Raw genomic sequence first — 19,436 nt, 5'->3', positions numbered from 1 at the left:
AGGAGGAAACCAAGTTGAGCATCATCCACTCCAATTATCGAATCGGCATTGCGTTCTTCTACCATGAATCCCATACATTCAGTCCTGTGCGAACTGACATACAAGCTTTTTATGATGAAGGGTATCATGAAGGAGGTTCTATTCTAACTGCATATCGTGGAACGAAGACAGAAGTCGGGGGATTCATCGATGTTCTTGAGCAAACAGGTCATACGATCGTCCCGCTTGTCTGTGCTGCGGCAATTCCTTCGGGTATGGTCACGGATGAAGCGTATCAAGAGATCAAGCAGAAACTGCTCTCAGCATTACAACAAGCAGATGATTTAGACGGACTCTTGCTCGCCATGCACGGTTCCATGGTAACGCCATCTGTAAGTGATCCAGAAAGTGAACTGTTAGAGCTGATCTACCAGCTCAAAGGTAAAGAGTTGCCCCTTGCAATTACACTTGATATGCATGCCAACATTAGCAGCCGTATGTTCACACATACTTCGATGTTCTTCGGATTCAAGACATACCCGCATATCGATATGTACGAGCAAGGGGTCCATGCCGCTCATGCTTTAATTGACTTCTTGAACACCAACAAGCCTTTTCATGCCGCATTCCGCAAGCTGCCAATGATGCTTCCCAGTGTCAATATGCGCACTGAGGAAGGTCCAATGGCAGATATGATTCAAGCTGCAATAGGTGCGGAGAGTGATCACGACATTCGCTGTGCAACGATACTTGGCGGATTCCCGTATTGTGATATTCCCGAAGCAGGGGCGAGTGTAATCGTCGTATCTACGAATATTGAGAAAGCTGAGGAAGTCGCCGATCGACTTGCAGCAATGTTCTGGGCGCAGCGTGAACGCTTCGTCATGCAACTGCCTAATATTCAGGAAGCAGTGGACATGGCTTTAAATAGGATTGATGCGAACAACTTAACTTACATTTCGAATTCGTTAAACGATCCTGCTGACAATCAAACCGGTATTCCATCTCTTACTGAGCAAAATCAAGCCAGACTCAAACCCATTGCTCTTGCGGAAATCTCAGATAATCCACTAAGTGGTGGTACTGGCGATGTAACCGCACTACTCAACAAACTGTTGCATCGTAACTTGGCCAGCGTATTGTTCGGCGCACTCTATGATCCTGAGTCTCTACAAGCTTGCATTGAGGCTGGCGAAGGGGCTACAATTACCCTTCAACTAGGTGGCAGGTTATCATCTGAATTTGGCAAGCCAATCCATGTTAACGCGGACATCATCCGTCTGTCTGACGGAAAGTTTCGAAACACGGGACCGATGAACACAGGGCTGCTAATTGATACAAAAGGTGCTGCGCATATTCGGGTTCAACAGATCGATATTCTTTTAACTGGTCGATCCCTTTCTGCCAATGATTTGGGACTGTTCCGTCATATTGGACTAGAACCAACGAATTATCAGATCCTTGCGTTGAAGGTGAAGAACCACTTCCGCGCTGCTTTTGATCCGATCCTCAGTCAAGTTATATACGTGGATGGGCCAGGGCTTGCTTCTAATCAATTCAAACATTTTACTTATCATCACATTCCGCGTCCAATCTGGCCGCTCGATGAAATATAGGGGGAACTGACGATGACATCTAACTTCTATTTCGAAACACCGGACCAACTCTCACCCGAATTGCTTCAAACGATGATTCAGCTTGAAAAAGACGTCTTTGGCGCTGATGGTGCGGTCGATGAATGGGGGCTTGTACCAATTGCCCGTTATGGACGACTTGTTCTGATGTATGCAGAAGGTGACCCGGTACCGATGGCTGTCTGTGAACTTATGCGTGATTATCAGAAACCAGACAAGGCTTACATCTATGGCTACTATGTACGTAACGATTATCAAGGCAAGGGCTTCGGTATTCTATTACTTGATTATGTATTTGAAATGTTGCAAGAAGACAACTTCTCTGAGGTCTGCCTGACCGTGAAACCAAGTAATGTCTCAGCGGTGAAGCTGTACATGCGTGCTGGATTCACAGTTAAGGAGCGTAGAGCCCACGAGTATGGAGAAGGCAGAGAGCGCTACTATATGGTCAAAAAATTAAAGTAGGTGATGCTCATGGACCCTAACCGCCCAAAGTGGTCCTCGCAATTTGAATGGATTCTAAGCATGATTAACGTCGGTGTTCATATGGTGGACATTCATGGAGCAACCGTTTACTACAACGAAACCATGGCGAACATCGACGGATTAAGCTTGAAACAAGTGCTTGGACAGAACATTCTTGAGCTATTTCCTTCGCTAACGAATGAGACAAGCACCCTCCATCTCGTCTTGCAAAAGAGCACTCCGATCACAGATCAACTCCAGACGTATGTCAATCTCCAAGGTAAACACATCACTTCTATTAACAGCACATACCCGCTTTTTGAAAATGATGTCATGATTGGCGCTGTAGAAATCGCCCGTGATATATCGAATGTCATGAGTATGTATGATCAGATCCTTGATCTGAACAAACAACTTGTCGCTTCTAAGCAGAAGAATAAATCCAAAGTAGGCTCAGCAGACTACCACTTCAGTGACATCATCGGTCAGGATTCGAATTTCCTCAAAGCAATTTCACTCGCCAAAAAAGCAGCACGCACGCCATCACCCGTCCTCATATGCGGAACAACAGGAACAGGCAAAGAACTCGTCGCACAAAGTATACATAACGCGAGTTCACGCAGCAGTCATCCATTTCTCGCTCAGAACTGCGCAGCCGTACCCAAAGAACTGATGGAAGCACTCCTTTTCGGAACCAATCGTGGTGCATTTACGGGGTCAGTGGATCGCCAGGGCATATTTGAGCAAGCGAATGGGGGAACCTTATTCTTCGATGAGCTGAGCAGTCTCGATCTGGGTCTGCAAGCGAAGCTGCTGCGTGTACTGCAGGATGGGAAAATTAGACGAATTGGCGGTACGACCGAACAACAAGTGAATGTGCGTGTCATTGCCGCAATGAATATGGATCCAACCGAGGCAGTGGAGAAGGGAATTCTTCGTTCCGATTTATTGTTCAGGTTAAATGTCGTACAGATTGAACTGCCAGAGCTAGCGAAGAGACGTAGCGATATCCCGTCGCTCGTGGAACATTTTGTACAATCATGCAATGAGCGGTTTGGCACGCATGTACGTGGTCTGACAGAGAACGCTATAGCACGACTCTATCACTTTCATTGGCCGGGCAATATTCGTCAGTTAAGTCATGCCATCGAATCAGCATTTAACATGATGGATATGGGTTGTGATCTAATTGAAGAAAACCACTTGCCCGCCTTTTTATTTGAGAATAATCCTCCAGCACGGGTAACACCTAAGCGATTAGTCCCTGACTCTATTACCCAAAGCCCTATGCAAACGAACTTGCAAGAGTTACTAGACCAAGTCGAACGTGATACGATTCGTCATATGTTTGAAGCGTGTCATGGGAATATTAGCAGGACAGCAGAAGCATTAGGAATAAAAAGGCAATCTTTACAATACAAGTTAACTAAATACGAGATTCGTCATACCTGAACGGCAAATTATTTAACAACATGAATAAAAAATCATAAATTTTTAGAAAAATTAGAAAAAACAATTAACAAGCAGCCTCTCCTTTGATACTATCAATTTATGGAGTTCATAGACCAAATAAAATAATGGGGGATACGCGTCATGAAAAAAGGATTTTTGTTAGCGCTTGCAGCCACAGTCGCATTTACATTAACAGGCTGTGGTTCCAAAGCAGCAAGTGGAGATGACAAGAAGTATGTATTTGCAACGGATGCGCAATATGCACCAATGGAGAACATGGACAAGGACAAGATCGTTGGATTTGACGTGGATTTCCTCGATGCAGTCATGAAAGAAGCTGGCGTTAAGTATGAATTGAAAAATATCGGTTGGGATACGCTGCTTGAGAGTGTAAAGCAAGGTAAAGAATATCACGGTGCGATTTCCAGTGTATCAATTACTGATGAGCGCAAAGCTACATACGATTACTCTGCACCTTATTTTGAATCCATTAATATGATTCTAGTTAAAGAAGACAGCCCAGTGAAGAGTGCTGCTGACTTGAAAGAGAAGAAAGTAGCGGTACAAATCTCTACAACAGCAGACACGATTATGGGTACAATTCTTGGAGAAAAGAACCCAAACCTTAAGAAGTTTGATAGCAATGCAGTTGCCCTAATGGAGCTTGAAAAAGGCGGCGTTGATGCAGTGGTAGCAGACGTTGCAATCGTACGTGAGTACTTGAAGAACAACCCGAACAAGAAATTCAAGAGCATTGAAGATACGAAAAATTTCACACCAGAATACTATGCCATCTTACTTCCTAAAGGCAGCGAGCTAAAAGCGAAACTTGATCCTGCGATTAAGAAAGTCGTAAGCAGTGGTACGTACAAGGAAATTTATAAAAAGTGGATGGGCGTAGAGCCGAAAGTAGACAGTCTATTGAAATAGCGTATGAATGATTTCTTGGAAGAGCATTCGTGATGCACCTGCAGCGAATGCTTTTCTTGTTCTTATTTTATTAGATAAAGGAGACCTGATTGCAATGGATTTTCGTTTTGATATCATCATAGATTACTTGCCTTTGTTATTAAAAGGCACCCTGTTTACAATCGGAATATCGATCGTTGCGATTATAATGGGCTCAATTCTCGGACTCGGTATTACATTCGGTCAAATGTCTCGATTATGGATCGTTCGTCTACCGATGATGGGTTATATTCACTTCTTTCGTGGTACCCCGTTATATGTTCAAATTTTAATTGTTCATTTTGGTATTGTACCTTTCTTCATAGGTAGCACAAATCCAATTGTAGCAGCGATCCTAGCTCTTACACTCAATTGTGCGGCTTACACAGCTGAGATTTATCGAGCAGGCATTCAATCCATCGACAAAGGGCAGGTTGAGGCTGCACACTCGCTAGGACTTAGCCACTTTCAGACGATGCGCCATGTTGTGCTTCCTCAGGCGATTAAGCGTATGATTCCAGCATTCGGTAACGAATTTATTGTGCTCATTAAAGATTCTTCTCTCGTAGCTGTAATTGCTGCTCCAGAGATTATGTATTGGAGTAATGCAATGCGTGGACAATATTACAAGGTATGGGAGCCATATTTGGCAGCAGCGTTCATCTATCTCGTGTTGACGTACAGCCTCAATAAATTACTCGTTTATATCGAAAGGAAGGTGTAGGATCAATGAGTGCGATGATACAAGTTCGTGGTTTAAACAAATCATTCGATTCGAAGCCGATCCTAAAAGATATTAATCTGGAAGTAGCGCAATCTGAGGTAGTTGTCATTATTGGGCCATCTGGTTCAGGTAAGTCCACGATCCTTCGTTGTATGAACCTGCTCGAGCAACCGGATCAAGGTGAGCTTTATTTCGAAGGGAAGAATGTACTTTTACCCAAAACAAGCCTAACAGAGCTGCGCACTGAAGTTGGAATGGTGTTCCAACAGTTCAATTTGTTCCAGCATCTGAAGGTAATTGATAATATCATGTTAGCACTGATTCAAGTTCGTAAATGGCCGAAAGATAAGGCAAGAGCCAAAGGAATGGAATTGCTTGAGAAGGTAGGGCTTAAGGATAAAGCTGAAGTCATGCCAGCATCACTCTCAGGCGGTCAAGCACAGCGTGTAGCCATTGCAAGAGCACTTGCAATGGAACCGAAAGTTATGTTGTTCGACGAGCCAACGTCGGCGCTTGATCCAGAGATGATCGGGGAAGTACTTGCGGTTATGAAACAGCTGGCAAGGGACGGTATGACGATGATCGTCGTAACCCACGAAATGGGCTTCGCTAAGGAAGTTGCCGATCGTGTTCTGTTCATCGAGCAGGGCAGCATTATCGAGCAAGGTAAGCCAAGTGAGTTGTTCGATAAGCCTAAGCATCCTCGTACGCAATTGTTCTTATCGAAAGTGTTGTAATTCTTAACTTAAAAGAGCCGAATGATAACAGGGATTATAATCCTTAGTATCATTCGGCTCTTTTTACTTATTACGATGTTAAAGACATAGTCCCAATTACATGAGGTTGTATCGATGGTTCATGATTAATAATAACTTGGTAACAATCATCCCGCTGTTTGAACTCTTCCACCCATTTCATCGATTGAATGGCATCCTCTTTACTTACAAATGTACCAGGGAGCACACCCTCATCCCACGAAGAATTTGCATAGCCTACATCACTTACGAGCAGCACCCAACCATGAATGGTCTGTACAAGAAGAGAGCATTGTCCTGCTGTATGCCCTGGTGTATATACGATGTATACAGATCCATCATCGTAAAGATCCAATCCTTGCTTGTAAGGACCAAATGGGATTGGCTTAAACTCAAATGGATTGATCTCTACACCGTCCCACATCGATGGAATATAACCTAAACCTGTTTTGGCGTACTCCATTTCAATATTTGAAGCTATGATTTTCTTAGCATCATGTACATGCTTTACCCCACTCACATGATCAGAATGCAGATGAGATAAAATGACGTAATCGATATCTTTGGACTGGATATTTAATCGAGTTAAATGTTCGTTTATGGATTCTCCTTCTGGCAGAGTGCCACGAAAAAGCGCATAAGCAAATGGCTCTAAATGCTCCTCTTGATGAGTCCTCAAGCGTTCATGCCAGCCGGTATCAAAGAGAATCATTCCTTTAGGATGCTCGATGATGTAAGCAGACACAGGCAATTCTATTCGATCTTCTATGCTTAAATCATCAAACAGAATCAATTGTCTGGTTTCATCATAAAAGGCGATTGCACGATCCATAATACATGTCCCTGTGTGAAGGACGTGAATGATACTGTTCATTTGCCTAACCTCCTAATTTTAGCAATATAACCTAGAATAACTTTTTATAATAAAAATGGCAATGATAACCAATTAAATCTATGGTCACACACGATCCTTGAAGGCAGCATCATCATGCCAAATGAAGAGATGCTGCCAAATTTTTTGCATGCAAAATAGTTGAGTGATTACGGTAAGGTGTTGTTAAACGAAGTCGAAGACACATTTTACAACTAATATGAATAGGAAAAGAATGTATTACCAACTTATTAACGACATTAAATAAATGCCAAATTCACTCATCGCAACCCATTTTTCATACTTTTTCTAAAAGAGTGCAGATAATTTCTTCATCTATCCACAAGTTGGCATCCTTCTTGCTATATGTATATTATCAATTGCCAATACTCTACAGTTAGGGGAGATGGATATGCCTGACAATGGGATTCACCACGTACAACAAGCTGGCGAACGCCGCCATTATACTGATATTGAACTATGGAAAGACGTACCTGAAGAGAAATGGAATGATTGGCTCTGGCAGCTCACGAATACGATTCAGACGTTTGAAGATTTGAAGAAAGTCGTTAACTTAACGCCTGATGAAGAAGCAGGGGTGCGCATTTCGACGATGACCATCCCACTTAATATCACACCTTACTATGCATCCCTTATGAACCCAGATGATCCACGTTGCCCAATTCGTAAACAATCTGTTCCTTTATCCGCTGAAATCATGAAAACGCAATACGATCTTGAAGATCCACTCCAAGAAGATGATGATTCGCCAACACCTGGCTTAACACACCGCTATCCAGATCGCGTGCTCTTCCTAGTTACGAACCAATGCTCCATGTACTGTCGTTATTGCACGAGACGCCGATTCTCCGGTCAAGTAGGGATGGGCGTTCCGAAAAAGCAGCTTAATGATGCGATTGCCTACATTCGTAATAATCCTGAAATCCGCGATGTGCTGCTATCTGGTGGGGATGGACTACTGATTAACGATACAGTGCTTGAGTATATTTTGAAAAATCTTCGCGATATCCCACATGTTGAGATTATTCGGATCGGTACACGTGCACCCGTCGTCTTTCCGCAGCGGATTACCGAGAACCTGTGTAATATCTTGAAGAAGTACCATCCAATCTGGCTCAATACACACTTTAATCATCCGCTCGAAATTACCGAAGAAGCGAAGAAAGCATGTGACATGCTCTCCTATGCAGGCGTCCCATTAGGTAATCAAAGTGTGATCTTAGCTGGAATAAATGACAGCACAGTAATTATGAAAAAGCTCATGCATGAGCTAGTCAAAATTCGTGTTCGTCCTTACTACATTTACCAATGTGACTTGTCGGAGGGAATTGGACATTTTCGTGCACCTGTATCGAAAGGTCTTGAGATTATTGAGAATTTACGAGGTCATACTTCAGGTTATGCGGTTCCAACTTTTGTAGTGGATGCACCTGGTGGAGGAGGCAAGATCGCGCTAACACCGAATTACTTGATCTCTCAAAGTCCTGACAAGGTCGTATTGCGTAACTTTGAAGGCGTTATCACGTCATACCCAGAACCGAAGAATTACGTACCAGGTCAAGCAGATGATTATTATAACGAAGCATATGGCGTAACCAAACAACCTGATTCCATAGGAATTGCTGCTTTAATGAAAGATCAACAGTTCACACTTATACCCGAAGGATTACGACGCATCAACAAGCGTAAAAATTACGAGCACGCCGAATCACACAGCTCGCTCAAAGACTTCCGTGAAAAGCGTGACGCCATGAAGATCAAGCTCATGCAAGCGAAGGAAAAGAAGGAAAACTCAACTGCCAACACAGATGAGGAGCCAGGTAACTAGACGCGCCATCAGGTCGGAAATATCGCGATACAATCGCATTAGGATTCATTTGAAAGTTACCTGTTCATTTACGGACGTAATCTCACTTAGAAAGCCGCTATTATGGCGGCTTTTTTGCATGCCAAATATTTGGCAGTTCTATCATTTGTGAATCTATCATTCCATGCATATGGTAGATTTTACTAAACGAAAGGCGTATAGTTGAAGAGTCACACCCATCTTAGACTTGCACATAGATAATGACATACACTTACAATCGGGGAGGATTTACGTGTTATGAAAGTGCAGAAGAAGTTATGGGGAGTTCTACTTGCAGTCACCCTCACAGCGCAGACGATTAGCTTAATACCGATTACAGAAGCACAAGCTTCGGTCGTATTGAATGCAAGCGATATTCTAACCTCTGGAGCTGTGATGAAGACCTACACGTGGACATCTAAGCGAGGAAGCAATGATGTATCTACTACAGCAAGGGTGATAGAAGTAGACTTGACCAATCCGAATGTGAAGCTAGACATGATGACGGGAATCGGTGGGAAATACACATTTAAACAATCGGTACTTAACATGGTTAAAGAAACGGGTGCAGTGGCTGGAGTGAATGGTGATTTCTTTAATACTCAGGCTGAAGGTGTTCCTATTGGTCCCGAAATATCGAATGGGAAATTACTAGCGACAACGCCTGATCTCGTATCTGGCTTGTATTCGTTCGCCCTTACGAAAGACAATCAGCCGATTGTTGATCTATTCGCATTTAAAGGTTCGATTACAGCCAAAGACAATTCCACGTATCCAATCGGTGGTGTGAACAAAACGTACTATTGGTACGACGACGGTACGCACAGCCATACAGACGGTATGTTCCTCTACACCAATACGTGGGCGCTCGATTATCGTTCGAATGATGGTGTATCAGTTCCAACCGAAGTGAAAGTCCAGAAAGGCGTCATCACCCAGATTGAGATTAACGGTGTCATTAAAGAAGTTGCCCCAGAAGATGGCTATATTCTAAGAGCTGCTGGTAAATCTGCTGAATATGTGAAAACCCATCTGAAAGTTGGAGATCCGCTTAAAGTGGATTATAGCTTAGTTCCACAAGATCCGAACAAGCAATATGACACGAAAAATTTCAAAATGATGGTCGGTGGTCACTCCATCCTCGTCGATGAAGGTAAGGCATCCACTTTCTCTCGCTCGGAGACCGAACTTGAAGGTTTTCGCTCGCGAACGGCAATTGGTTATTCCAAAGATATGAAGACGGCCTACTTAGTCACTGCAGATCGTTCTACGCATAGTGATGGACTTGCATTACCAGAACTTCAAGACTTAATGGTCAATGTTGGCGTCTGGAAAGGCATGAACCTCGATGGCGGTGCCTCGACCCAACTAGTAACAAGACCACTTGGGGAAACGACACCTGTGATTACGAACATAACGGAATTTGGTGGACAGCGTGATGTGGTGAATAGTGTAGGTGTATTCTCGCTTGCGCCTAAAGGCAAGCTTACGGGTCTTGTTCTTCATGGACCTAAACAAGTATTCCTAGGAGAGAAAGCAGCCTTCTCGGTCAAAGGATACGATGAGTACTATAACCCCGTAGCACTAGACTCAAGCACAACTCCACAGTTAAATACATCGAATGCTCTTGGAAAAATAGACGGTATGAGCTTTACAGCAAGTTCGATCGGAACGACGACACTTACAGCTTCTGCTGGGTTAGGGACAGTTAAGCAGGATGTTAAAGTAGCTGGACGTGATGATCTGTCATCACTAAAACTTACGACCTCAAATCCGATGCTAAAAGCGAACACGATCTACGATTTGAAAATTACCGCAACTGATCTGCAAGGACGCAGCAGTGTACTTCCTTCCGATGCTGTTAAGTGGGAAGTGCTTGGACCGAAATCAGCAAAAGTAGAGAATGGTCAATTAACAGTTAATGACATTAACAATGTCAAAGATGTCCGCGTTATCGCTAGATACGATGGTTTCTCCACCATGCTGACACTGAATAAACTTGAGGAGACACCTTGGTATGATCTGGATCAATACGGGTTGCTAACAACAAGCGATGTGTACCCAGCTGAAGTGAAGGGGACCATTCGAATTGTGAAAGATACGAATGCGAATAAGAGCTTGCAGTTAGAGTACGATTTTACAGATGGCAAAGGGAACAAAGCTGTGTATGCAGATTTTAACGGCAAGAATGGCTCAAAGGTTGGAGGAACTCCACAACTTATGAAAGTCAAAGTGTCAGGGGATAACTCCGGCAATTGGGTTCGCTCTGAAATCGTTGATGGGGATGGAAAGCTCACAAGGTTAGATTTTACAAAAAATATGAATTGGACAGGTTGGAAAGAGCTTACCGTCAATCTGGAAGATTATAAGGTGAAATATCCGATCACGGTCAAAAATATATATGTAACAAGCCCTGCTGAGGGTCAAGACGAACGAGCACTTAAGGGATCTGTTCAATTCGATGACATCTCCTTTGTTTCAAAGACAACTACGGATGCAACAGCCAAGAAACAAGTCAAGATGACCATTGGCAAGAACATGATGACGATTGCTGGTAAGACAGTCAAGCTTGATCAAGCACCTCTGGTAACGGACAATCGGACCATGGTTCCAGTGCGTGTCATTACCGAGGCATTAGGGGGTCAAGTGAAGTGGAACGCCAAGGAACAGCAAGTGACGATTGATCAAGGGGATAAACTCATGGATATGTGGATCGGTCGCAAAGATATGATTTTTACAGGCAAACGAATCATCTCCGATGCTGCCCCTCAGCTTACATCAAGCGGACGCACGATGGTACCCCTTCGTCAAATTGCAGAAGCGCTCAATTGGAAAGTGACTTGGGATGAAAAAACGCAAACCATTACATTAGAATCGTAAGGAGAATATGCCATGACTATTACTTTTAAAAAGATGAGCGAGTATTCAATTGAAGAATGTGTGCAGTTATGGACAGCAGGATTTGAAGGGTACTTATTACCGATGAACATGAACATCGACGCATTCATAGCAAGAACGGCTAACAACGAGTTATCCATGGAAAATTCAATCGTCATTCTAGTTGATGATGTCCCTGCTGGCTTTGTCATGAATTCTATTCGGGAGATAGGTGGCAAGAAGGTAGCTTGGAATGGCGGAACAGGTGTAGCAATGCCGTATCGCAAGCAGGGAATCGGTCGACTTCTTATGCAGCGTAATCTGGAATTGTATCGGGAGCTGGAGGTTGATATCGCAACACTTGAAGCACTTAGCCCGAATGAGAAGGCAATTAATCTCTATAAACACGTTGGATATGAAGTCATTGATGAAGTGACTCTCTTGCAAAATAACGAGGCGTTATCAGCAACCGTACTTGAAACAGCAGGTGAACAACCCTACACCGTAACAAGAGGGATGGGGCGAGAAGCAGGTAAGGTATCGTTCTATCTGGATCTGCCAACGTGGTCGAGTCAGTGGCAGAGCGTGAAGGATGGGGAGACAGTTATCGTTCGTGAAGGCGATGAAATTGTCGGCTATGCCCTATATAAACAGACGTATGATAAGGACAGTAAGCTGACAGCTATCTCATTATTCCAGTGCGAGGCTTGTCCAGACATTGCTAATCCGCTTGATATCTATAAAGTGCTACTCCGTGAAGTTTATGGACCACTTGACCATGCTTGTCGCCGTGGTACATTTAACTTGCGTAAATCGAATCCAATTCCGGTTCAATTACTTGGTGAGCTTGGATTCACAACGTATACGGAGCAAGTGTTCATGACTCGTTCCATGGAAAAATAGCTTTTCATCCTGAATCTGCTATAATACTTCAGTTAAGTAACAACAAGGAGCGATGTACGATGTTAATCAATATGAAAGATCGGGTCGATGAAGAAGCGATTCAGGAATTGCTTGGATACGCAATAGGCCTAGGAGTAGATAAGCTACAATCAACGACAGAGACTTACCGAAATAGCCATGTTCTCGAGCTCTATGGATGTGTATCCGAGGATCACTTGGTTGGTATTATTGGATGTGCAGAAGGGCACGACAAACAAATTATAATTACACATCTTGCTGTTAATCCCGATAGTCGTGGTGCTGGTTTTGGCAGAGGAATGATTCTTGAACTTATCGAACTTAAGGAACCATCTAGCTTGCATGTCGAAACAGACGAAGAAGCAGTCGATTTCTACCGCAGCATCGGATTTGTCATCGAGAGCCTCGGGGAGAAGTATCCAGGTGTAGAACGTTTCTCATGTAAATATGAAGTGGATAAGGATACTGACGAAGAATAAGTGAGGTGTCATACGTGCCTAAACCATTAACTTCCTTAGTATTCACACAATTTATTAGTTCGTTTGCAGATAATGTGAACTTCTTTATTATTATTGGCATCATCACAAGACAGGGAGTTAGCAATCCAGAGGGCTATGTGCTGAATATCCAGATGGGTTTTCTATTAGCTTATGTGGTGCTAGCCCCCCTTGTGGGTGCTTACGCGGACCGTAATTCGAAGTCCAACGTCTTATTAATGGGTAACTTGTTAAAAAGTATCGGGATCGGCATGCTGCTCCTCGGTATTCATCCGATTGCTTGCTATGCGGTACTTGGAATTGGAGCAGTTGTATATTCACCTGCAAAATATGGAATCTTGACCGAACTTACGAATTCGGAAAAAGGATTGCTCCGCGCCAATGCACTAGTGGAAGGTACCACCATTCTTGCAATCTTGCTCGGTACAGTCGCTGGAGGCATTCTAGCCGACATCTCGGATACCGTTGGTGTCATTACATGTCTTATCACATATATCATTTCACTTCTGCTTACCTTACTCATTCCTCGATTGCCGGGGAATAAATCACTTCGTTATGGTCAGTCCTCACTAGAATTCTTCAAAGATTTCAAGCAATTAATTCGCAATAAGAAAGCACGATTCTCCCTCATCGGTACCGGGGCATTCTGGCTAACAGCATCCGTACTTCGAATTGCACTCATCGCTTGGATTCCTGCTAATTTAGGCATTACAGATACAACCTCTCAATCCATGATGATCGGAGCAACCGCTATTGGGGTCGTTGCTAGTTCGTTTATAACTTCGCGTATTATTTCAGTCGGGAAGCTCTACCAATCGTATGTGTTTGGTTATTTAATGGTTGGATTCGTTATTATTTGTGCTTTTATGACAAGTGTGTGGATTTCAGCTGTGCTCTTGTTCCTAATTGGGGTAGCAGGGGGGATTTTCTTGATCCCACTGAATACAATGTTACAAGAAGTCGGGAAAGACTTGATTGGGTCCGGCAAGACGATCGCCATTCAGAATTTTGTGGAAAATACATTGACCGTTTCGGGTTTATTAATCTTCAAAGGTCTTGTTTCTTCACAATTATCTATCCAATTGTCAGTCGTATTTATTGGGATTATCTTGCTTTGTTTTATCGTGGTTTTAAGTGTTCAAGTTGGTAAGATCAAGAAACAGGCGACTGCCACCGCTATTGACAGCGAATCTATTCGAATGTAATATCTTGGATGTAGGCTTAAAGAAAGCGGTGTCATCTATGGAATTTACAATTCAATTAGAGCCGAGTCTGGGTAATCTAGCAATGCTGCTTGCAATGAACCAAGATGAAGAACATTCCGCAAAGTTACTCAGTCAAATGTCAGCACTCGGATTTCAGGGTTTACAAGGTAAAGTAGGAGCCATGAATGGCGAGAAGATCGTTGCGTCGATCGAAACAGCTGCTAAGCGTCATAAGGTCATAGATAGCGGCTTGTATCGAGAATGTCACGCACTATATCATGCCATATTAGATGCGCTGCAAGGTGTTACCCGAGGTCAAATCGTATTCGGTGAAGTCCATCGCACAGTCGGTCTGAAATTCTCGATTCTTCGAGGACCAGGCCCAGCCAGGGAGAAGGGCGAATGGATCGCAGTTGCGTTATACGGGAACATCGGCGCGCCAGCCAAAGGTTTCGAGCATGAAGTTAGTGGATTAGGAATTTTCCACATTTAGTTGCATAATGAGTGAAATTGTAAAGATGAACGAAAGAAATTGGTGTACTGTAGGAGCGTAGCGTTCGCCTTTGAAATCGAGAATATATCATTTAATCTAATCAAAATTCACGATTTCAACAGCGACCGGAAGTATTCCTATTTATGCAGTGAGCAGCTTTTACAATTGAATGAATGCCCATAGGTAATTTAGGTTTTTCAGGGGGCTAAACAGGATTTTCTGTTTAGGCTCCTTTTTGTTTATTTTTATAGACTCAACTATCTAATTATTGGAAAAGAAGGTGCGCAGATGGTGATGCTTAATGCCGATTTACACGTTGAAATTAATAACGAGGGACTCACGATGGATGAGTTTCGCGCGATTGTAGTAGGGCGCAAGACTGTTGTTATAAGTAACGAATCCAAGGAGCGCGTGGAGCAATCCCACCGTTATTTGCAAGAAGTACTGGATAGTAAGCAGGTCGTATATGGCGTGAATACAGGATTTGGTCAATTGAGTACGGTCATTCTGCCAGATGATCAAAGTGGAAATTTGCAGCTCAACTTAATTCGCAGTCATGCCTGTGCAGTCGGTGAACCGTATACGGAAGAGATTGTACGTGCGATTACGTTATTACGTTTAGTATCACTCACACGTGGGTATTCTGGTGTTCGCCCCGTCGTGACTGACATACTTGCTGAATTGCTTAATCATGGAATTCACGCTGTTATTCCGCAACAAGGATCGCTTGGTGCAAGTGGTGACCTCGCGCCACTTTCTCATCTAGCACTTGTACTTCTTGGCGAAGGCGAAGCGTATTATCAGGGAGAGCGCATATCGGGCGGCGAAGCGTTAAAGCGTGCAGGCATACAACCGATTAAGCTTACGGCAAAGGAAGGTTTGGCACTAATCAATGGCACACAAGCGATGACGGCAGTTGGACTTCTGGCTTATCAGAAAGCAAGGTTCGTAGAGGAAGCAGCGAATGTAGCGGTTGCTCTTACGATGCAGGCGCTTGATGGTATCTTGGACGCATTCTCCGAAGAGATTCAGATGGTTCGTCCTTATCCTGAGCAAGCGGAGACAGCTAGACAAATTCGTCACTTGTTACAAGGCAGCGGATATATTTACGGACCGAATCAAGGCAAAGTGCAGGATGCGTATTCCATTCGATGCGTTCCTCAAGTGCATGGCGCTTCCATGCGCGCACTCAATCATGTGGAAGATACGCTGAATATTGAGCTCAATGCGGTGACAGATAATCCGACGTTGTTTGCTGCTGAGCATAAAGTATACTCTGGTGGTAATTTCCATGGTCAACCAATAGCACTTGCGATGGATTACATGAAAATTGCAGTTGCCGAATATGCGAATATTTCGGAGCGCCGTACGGAGCGCCTAGTGAACCCACAGCTAAGTGGAGGCTTGCCGCCATTCTTAACTCCAGAAGCTGGCGTGTCGTCTGGACTTATGATTCTACAATACGTATCGGCATCTCTAGTCTCGGAAAACAAAGTACTCGCGCATCCAGCAAGTGTTGATTCGATCCCATCATCAGGCAACCAAGAAGACCACGTAAGCATGGGTACAACTGCAGCGCGTCAAGTGAATCAAATCGTAGATAATGCCTCTCATGTCCTTGCGATTGAACTGATCTGTGCAGCACAAGCACTGGAGTGGAAGAGTCATTCCAAGCTATCTCCTGTCACGCAAAAAGTGAAAGCTTGGATTCGTGAAATTGTGCCTGCTTATAAAGCAGACCGTGTCTACTCCCAGGAGATTCAGCAGCTAAGTGAAGAGATTAGAAGTGGGCGATTCCATGAGAAGATGGCAAGTTTCTTAGTTGTCTAACTAAGTAATTGTGGAGGGGAGTCAAGATATGAGCAGCAATCGAATCGAATTATTAAACCTACCAGAGATCGTACGCCAATCGAATTGGAAAGATCGTTATGAGACGAAAGTGTCCCAATGGCTGACTCCTTGGGATGGAGCAGCGCATGTGGACTATGGTTTTATTGGTGTACCGCTATCGAAAACATCGATCAGTCCATCTGCGGCAGCGATGACACCGAATGCGTTGCGAGAACTGTTCGCGAATGTAACGACTTATAGCATTGATCATGATGTAGATTTACAGGAGCTAATCGCTCATGATCTCGGTGATATTCAGATGCACGTAACTGATCTATTGCGCTGTCATGCGAATATTGAGCAGGGACTGACGAATATATACGAGAAGATGCCGCATCTGTTCCCAATCATAGCAGGCGGTGATCATTCGATCACTTGTCCTTCTGTGAAAGCATTCAAGAAACGGTATGCAGGCAAGGTCGGCATCGTTCAGATTGATTCGCATATGGACGTCCGAAACTTGGATGATGGGGGACCAACGAACGGCACGCCGATTCGAGGGCTTCTGGAATCAGGTACAGTTGAAGGTATGCACATTGCTCAGATTGGGATTCACAGCTTTGCGAATTCCAAGCCTTATCGCGAGTACGCTGTTTCACAGGGAATTACTCAATTTACAGCCCGCCAAGTTGCGCGTGAAGGTGTAGAGACACTTGTTGCACAAGCATTAGAGATTGCAGGTAATGGAACGGAAGCGATCTATGTCACTGTCGATATGGATGTACTCGATCAAGCTTTTGCACCGGGCGTTCCAGCAATGGTTCCAGGTGCGATGACATCGTGGCAGTTAATTGATGCTGTGTTCTTACTTGGGCAGCATCCGAAAGTAAAAGGATTTGACATCGTGTGCGTGGACCCGCTTCAAGACCCTCGCAGAGCTACTGTACGCATGACTTTGCATGTGATCTTAAGCTTCCTCGTTGGATGTATGAAGCGCTGAGCTTTTGTTGCTTAGCGAGTTTTATTAAAGATACTATTCAAAAAGCAAAGCGAAAGAGAAAAAAGCGAATTATGCTTTCGAAGTACTTTTCCTGTGGGAAAAGTTTGAGTGATCGCCTTTGAAATCGTGAAAATACCACTAAGTCAATTCAAAGTTCACGATTGAGACAGCGACCGGAAGTACTTTTTCTCTGTAGTGACCCCATTTTTTGAACATAACCATCATTTTATTAAAAGGAGCGATTTAATCATGGAACAAGTAACGAAACGTACAATACAAGCCCCGACAGGTACGAAGCTGAACACGAAAGGTTGGCAGCAAGAAGCAGTGCTTCGTATGCTAATGAACAATTTAGATCCGAACGTTGCGGAGCGTCCAGAAGATTTGGTCGTATATGGCGGGATTGGCAAGGCAGCACGTAACTGGGAATGTTTCGATAAGATTGTGGAATGTGTGAAAGAACTAGAAGCGGATGAGACGTTGCTCATTCAATCAGGTAAACCAGTTGGCATGTTCAAGACACACCCAATGGCACCACGTGTCCTTCTCTCTAATTCGGTGTTAGTACCTGCTTATGCAAATTGGGAGACGTTCCATGAGCTCGATAAGAAGGGCTTAATGATGTACGGCCAGATGACAGCTGGAAGCTGGATCTATATTGGTTCTCAAGGTATTGTACAAGGAACATATGAGACTTTCGCAGAAGCAGCACGTCAGCACTCCGGTGGTACGATGCAGGGTACGCTTACACTTACAGCAGGTCTTGGCGGTATGGGGGGGGCTCAGACGCTAGCTGTTACGATGAATGGTGGTGTCGTGATTGGTATCGAGATTGATCCAAGTCGCATTCAGCGCCGTCTCGATACTCGCTACTGTGATGTGATGGTACATGATATGGACGAGGCGCTTCGCTTGGCACAAGAGGCAAAGGCAGCAGGCAAGGCACTCTCGATCGGATTAATCGGCAATGCAGCTGAACTCTTGCCCGAATTTGTGAAGCGTGGCGTAGTTCCTGAGTTCGTAACAGACCAGACATCTGCGCATGATCCACTTAATGGTTACATACCGACAGGCTACACGCTTGATGCAGCGAGCAAATTACGCACAGATAATCCGAAAGAATACGTAAGATTGTCCAAGCAATCGATGGCGGTTCACGTACAAGCCATGCTTGATCTGCAAAAAATGGGCTCTGTCGTATTCGACTATGGCAACAACATTCGCCAGGTTGCTTTCGATGAAGGTATTGAAGATGCATTTAACTTCCCTGGATTCGTTCCAGCGTATATTCGTCCACTATTCTGTGAGGGTAAAGGTCCATTCCGCTGGGTCGCGTTATCTGGTGATCCAGAAGACATTTACAAAACAGATGAATTGGTTAAGAGAATGTTCCCTGAAAATGCGAAATTGCAGCGTTGGATGGAACTTGCGCAAGAGAAAATTGCATTCCAAGGACTTCCAGCACGTATTTGCTGGTTAGGCTATGGTGAACGTGTGAAGTTAGGTCTTGCGATCAACGAAATGGTTCGCAGTGGTGAATTATCTGCTCCAATCGTCATTGGACGCGATCATCTAGATTGCGGCTCTGTAGCATCACCAAACCGTGAAACAGAAGCGATGCTTGATGGCAGTGATGCAGTAGGCGACTGGGCTATCTTGAATGCACTTGTGAATACGTCTTCTGGCGCAAGCTGGGTATCTGTTCATCACGGTGGTGGCGTAGGTATGGGTTATTCCTTGCACGCAGGTATGGTTATCGTTGCAGATGGTTCTTTGGAAGCGGAAGAGAAATTATCTCGTGTTCTTAATACCGATCCAGGAATGGGCGTCATTCGTCATGCAGATGCGGGATATGACCTAGCGATTCAGACGGCTAAAGAACGTGGCGTACGCGTTCCGATGCTAGGTATTTAATGAG

General features: G+C 44.1%; 16 protein-coding genes. 15 read left to right on the top strand and 1 reads right to left on the bottom strand.

Going from position 1 to position 19,436, the window contains the following annotated elements:
* The first annotated feature begins 14 nt into the window (after positions 1 to 14).
* The 6 genes from NV379_RS00140 (at position 15) to NV379_RS00115 (ending at position 5,939) form a co-directional block, all read left to right on the top strand.
* The gene (locus tag NV379_RS00140) at positions 15 to 1,595 is read left to right on the top strand and encodes a M81 family metallopeptidase (protein WP_258205234.1); all 1,581 of its coding nucleotides are present in this window, start codon (positions 15 to 17) and stop codon (positions 1,593 to 1,595) included.
* Between the two features lie 12 nt (positions 1,596 to 1,607).
* Positions 1,608 to 2,078 (top strand): GNAT family N-acetyltransferase, encoded by a 471-nt coding sequence (locus NV379_RS00135; protein WP_258205233.1) that lies wholly within the window; start codon positions 1,608 to 1,610, stop codon positions 2,076 to 2,078.
* Positions 2,079 to 2,087: 9 nt separating this feature from the next.
* Positions 2,088 to 3,530: a sigma-54 interaction domain-containing protein gene (locus NV379_RS00130; RefSeq protein WP_258205232.1), complete on the top strand. Its 1,443-nt coding sequence runs from the start codon at positions 2,088 to 2,090 to the stop codon at positions 3,528 to 3,530.
* A gap of 141 nt (positions 3,531 to 3,671) precedes the next feature.
* Positions 3,672 to 4,460: a basic amino acid ABC transporter substrate-binding protein gene (locus NV379_RS00125; RefSeq protein ID WP_258205231.1), complete on the top strand. Its 789-nt coding sequence runs from the start codon at positions 3,672 to 3,674 to the stop codon at positions 4,458 to 4,460.
* A gap of 94 nt (positions 4,461 to 4,554) precedes the next feature.
* Positions 4,555 to 5,202 (top strand): amino acid ABC transporter permease, encoded by a 648-nt coding sequence (locus tag NV379_RS00120; protein WP_258206181.1) that lies wholly within the window; start codon positions 4,555 to 4,557, stop codon positions 5,200 to 5,202.
* Between the two features lie 14 nt (positions 5,203 to 5,216).
* On the top strand, positions 5,217 to 5,939 hold the full coding sequence (locus NV379_RS00115; protein ID WP_258205230.1) for an amino acid ABC transporter ATP-binding protein: 723 nt from the start codon (positions 5,217 to 5,219) through the stop codon (positions 5,937 to 5,939).
* 70 nt (positions 5,940 to 6,009) lie between these two features.
* Here NV379_RS00115 and NV379_RS00110 read toward each other — a convergent pair whose 3' ends face one another.
* Positions 6,010 to 6,831 (bottom strand): N-acyl homoserine lactonase family protein, encoded by an 822-nt coding sequence (locus NV379_RS00110; protein ID WP_258205229.1) that lies wholly within the window; start codon positions 6,829 to 6,831, stop codon positions 6,010 to 6,012.
* Positions 6,832 to 7,240: 409 nt separating this feature from the next.
* Here NV379_RS00110 and kamA point away from each other — a divergent pair, with 409 nt between their 5' ends.
* The 9 genes from kamA to hutU all read left to right on the top strand — a co-directional run bounded on the left by kamA (position 7,241) and on the right by hutU (position 19,432).
* Positions 7,241 to 8,677, top strand: a complete 1,437-nt coding sequence (kamA, locus tag NV379_RS00105) for a lysine 2,3-aminomutase (protein WP_258205228.1) — start codon at positions 7,241 to 7,243, stop codon at positions 8,675 to 8,677.
* Between the two features lie 276 nt (positions 8,678 to 8,953).
* Entirely contained in the window at positions 8,954 to 11,575 is a 2,622-nt protein-coding gene (locus NV379_RS00100; protein ID WP_258205227.1) for a stalk domain-containing protein, read from the top strand.
* A 12-nt stretch (positions 11,576 to 11,587) separates the two neighbouring features.
* Entirely contained in the window at positions 11,588 to 12,475 is an 888-nt protein-coding gene (locus NV379_RS00095; protein ID WP_258205226.1) for a GNAT family N-acetyltransferase, read from the top strand.
* Between the two features lie 59 nt (positions 12,476 to 12,534).
* Positions 12,535 to 12,972, top strand: coding sequence for a GNAT family N-acetyltransferase (locus tag NV379_RS00090; protein ID WP_258205225.1), 438 nt, complete (start codon positions 12,535 to 12,537; stop codon positions 12,970 to 12,972).
* Between the two features lie 14 nt (positions 12,973 to 12,986).
* The gene (gene lplT / locus NV379_RS00085) at positions 12,987 to 14,195 is read left to right on the top strand and encodes a lysophospholipid transporter LplT (protein WP_258205224.1); all 1,209 of its coding nucleotides are present in this window, start codon (positions 12,987 to 12,989) and stop codon (positions 14,193 to 14,195) included.
* A 37-nt stretch (positions 14,196 to 14,232) separates the two neighbouring features.
* Positions 14,233 to 14,688 carry a histidine utilization transcription antiterminator HutP gene (hutP, locus tag NV379_RS00080; protein ID WP_258205223.1) on the top strand — a complete coding sequence of 152 codons (456 nt, stop codon included), beginning with the start codon at positions 14,233 to 14,235 and terminating at the stop codon, positions 14,686 to 14,688.
* A gap of 288 nt (positions 14,689 to 14,976) precedes the next feature.
* Positions 14,977 to 16,518, top strand: a complete 1,542-nt coding sequence (gene hutH, locus NV379_RS00075; RefSeq protein ID WP_373426061.1) for a histidine ammonia-lyase — start codon at positions 14,977 to 14,979, stop codon at positions 16,516 to 16,518.
* Between the two features lie 28 nt (positions 16,519 to 16,546).
* Positions 16,547 to 17,518: an agmatinase family protein gene (locus tag NV379_RS00070; protein ID WP_258205222.1), complete on the top strand. Its 972-nt coding sequence runs from the start codon at positions 16,547 to 16,549 to the stop codon at positions 17,516 to 17,518.
* 249 nt (positions 17,519 to 17,767) lie between these two features.
* Positions 17,768 to 19,432 (top strand): urocanate hydratase, encoded by a 1,665-nt coding sequence (gene hutU / locus NV379_RS00065; RefSeq protein WP_258205221.1) that lies wholly within the window; start codon positions 17,768 to 17,770, stop codon positions 19,430 to 19,432.
* Positions 19,433 to 19,436: the final 4 nt, after the last annotated feature.

Origin of the sequence: Paenibacillus radicibacter (assembly GCF_024721995.1) — a bacterium.
In the GTDB taxonomy this organism is placed as follows: Bacteria; Bacillota; Bacilli; order Paenibacillales; family NBRC-103111; genus Paenibacillus_AM; species Paenibacillus_AM radicibacter.
This window is presented reverse-complemented; position numbering and strand designations above follow the sequence as displayed.

Coding starts and splice junctions, on each gene's coding strand:
- NV379_RS00135 (WP_258205233.1), top strand. CDS start 1,608: ATGACATCTAACTTCTATTTCGAAACACCGGACCAACTCTCACCCGAA.
- NV379_RS00130 (WP_258205232.1), top strand. CDS start 2,088: ATGGACCCTAACCGCCCAAAGTGGTCCTCGCAATTTGAATGGATTCTA.
- NV379_RS00125 (WP_258205231.1), top strand. CDS start 3,672: ATGAAAAAAGGATTTTTGTTAGCGCTTGCAGCCACAGTCGCATTTACA.
- NV379_RS00120 (WP_258206181.1), top strand. CDS start 4,555: ATGGATTTTCGTTTTGATATCATCATAGATTACTTGCCTTTGTTATTA.
- NV379_RS00115 (WP_258205230.1), top strand. CDS start 5,217: ATGATACAAGTTCGTGGTTTAAACAAATCATTCGATTCGAAGCCGATC.
- NV379_RS00110 (WP_258205229.1), bottom strand. CDS start 6,831: ATGAACAGTATCATTCACGTCCTTCACACAGGGACATGTATTATGGAT.
- kamA (WP_258205228.1), top strand. CDS start 7,241: ATGCCTGACAATGGGATTCACCACGTACAACAAGCTGGCGAACGCCGC.
- NV379_RS00100 (WP_258205227.1), top strand. CDS start 8,954: ATGAAAGTGCAGAAGAAGTTATGGGGAGTTCTACTTGCAGTCACCCTC.
- NV379_RS00095 (WP_258205226.1), top strand. CDS start 11,588: ATGACTATTACTTTTAAAAAGATGAGCGAGTATTCAATTGAAGAATGT.
- NV379_RS00090 (WP_258205225.1), top strand. CDS start 12,535: ATGTTAATCAATATGAAAGATCGGGTCGATGAAGAAGCGATTCAGGAA.
- hutP (WP_258205223.1), top strand. CDS start 14,233: ATGGAATTTACAATTCAATTAGAGCCGAGTCTGGGTAATCTAGCAATG.
- hutH (WP_373426061.1), top strand. CDS start 14,977: ATGGTGATGCTTAATGCCGATTTACACGTTGAAATTAATAACGAGGGA.
- NV379_RS00070 (WP_258205222.1), top strand. CDS start 16,547: ATGAGCAGCAATCGAATCGAATTATTAAACCTACCAGAGATCGTACGC.
- hutU (WP_258205221.1), top strand. CDS start 17,768: ATGGAACAAGTAACGAAACGTACAATACAAGCCCCGACAGGTACGAAG.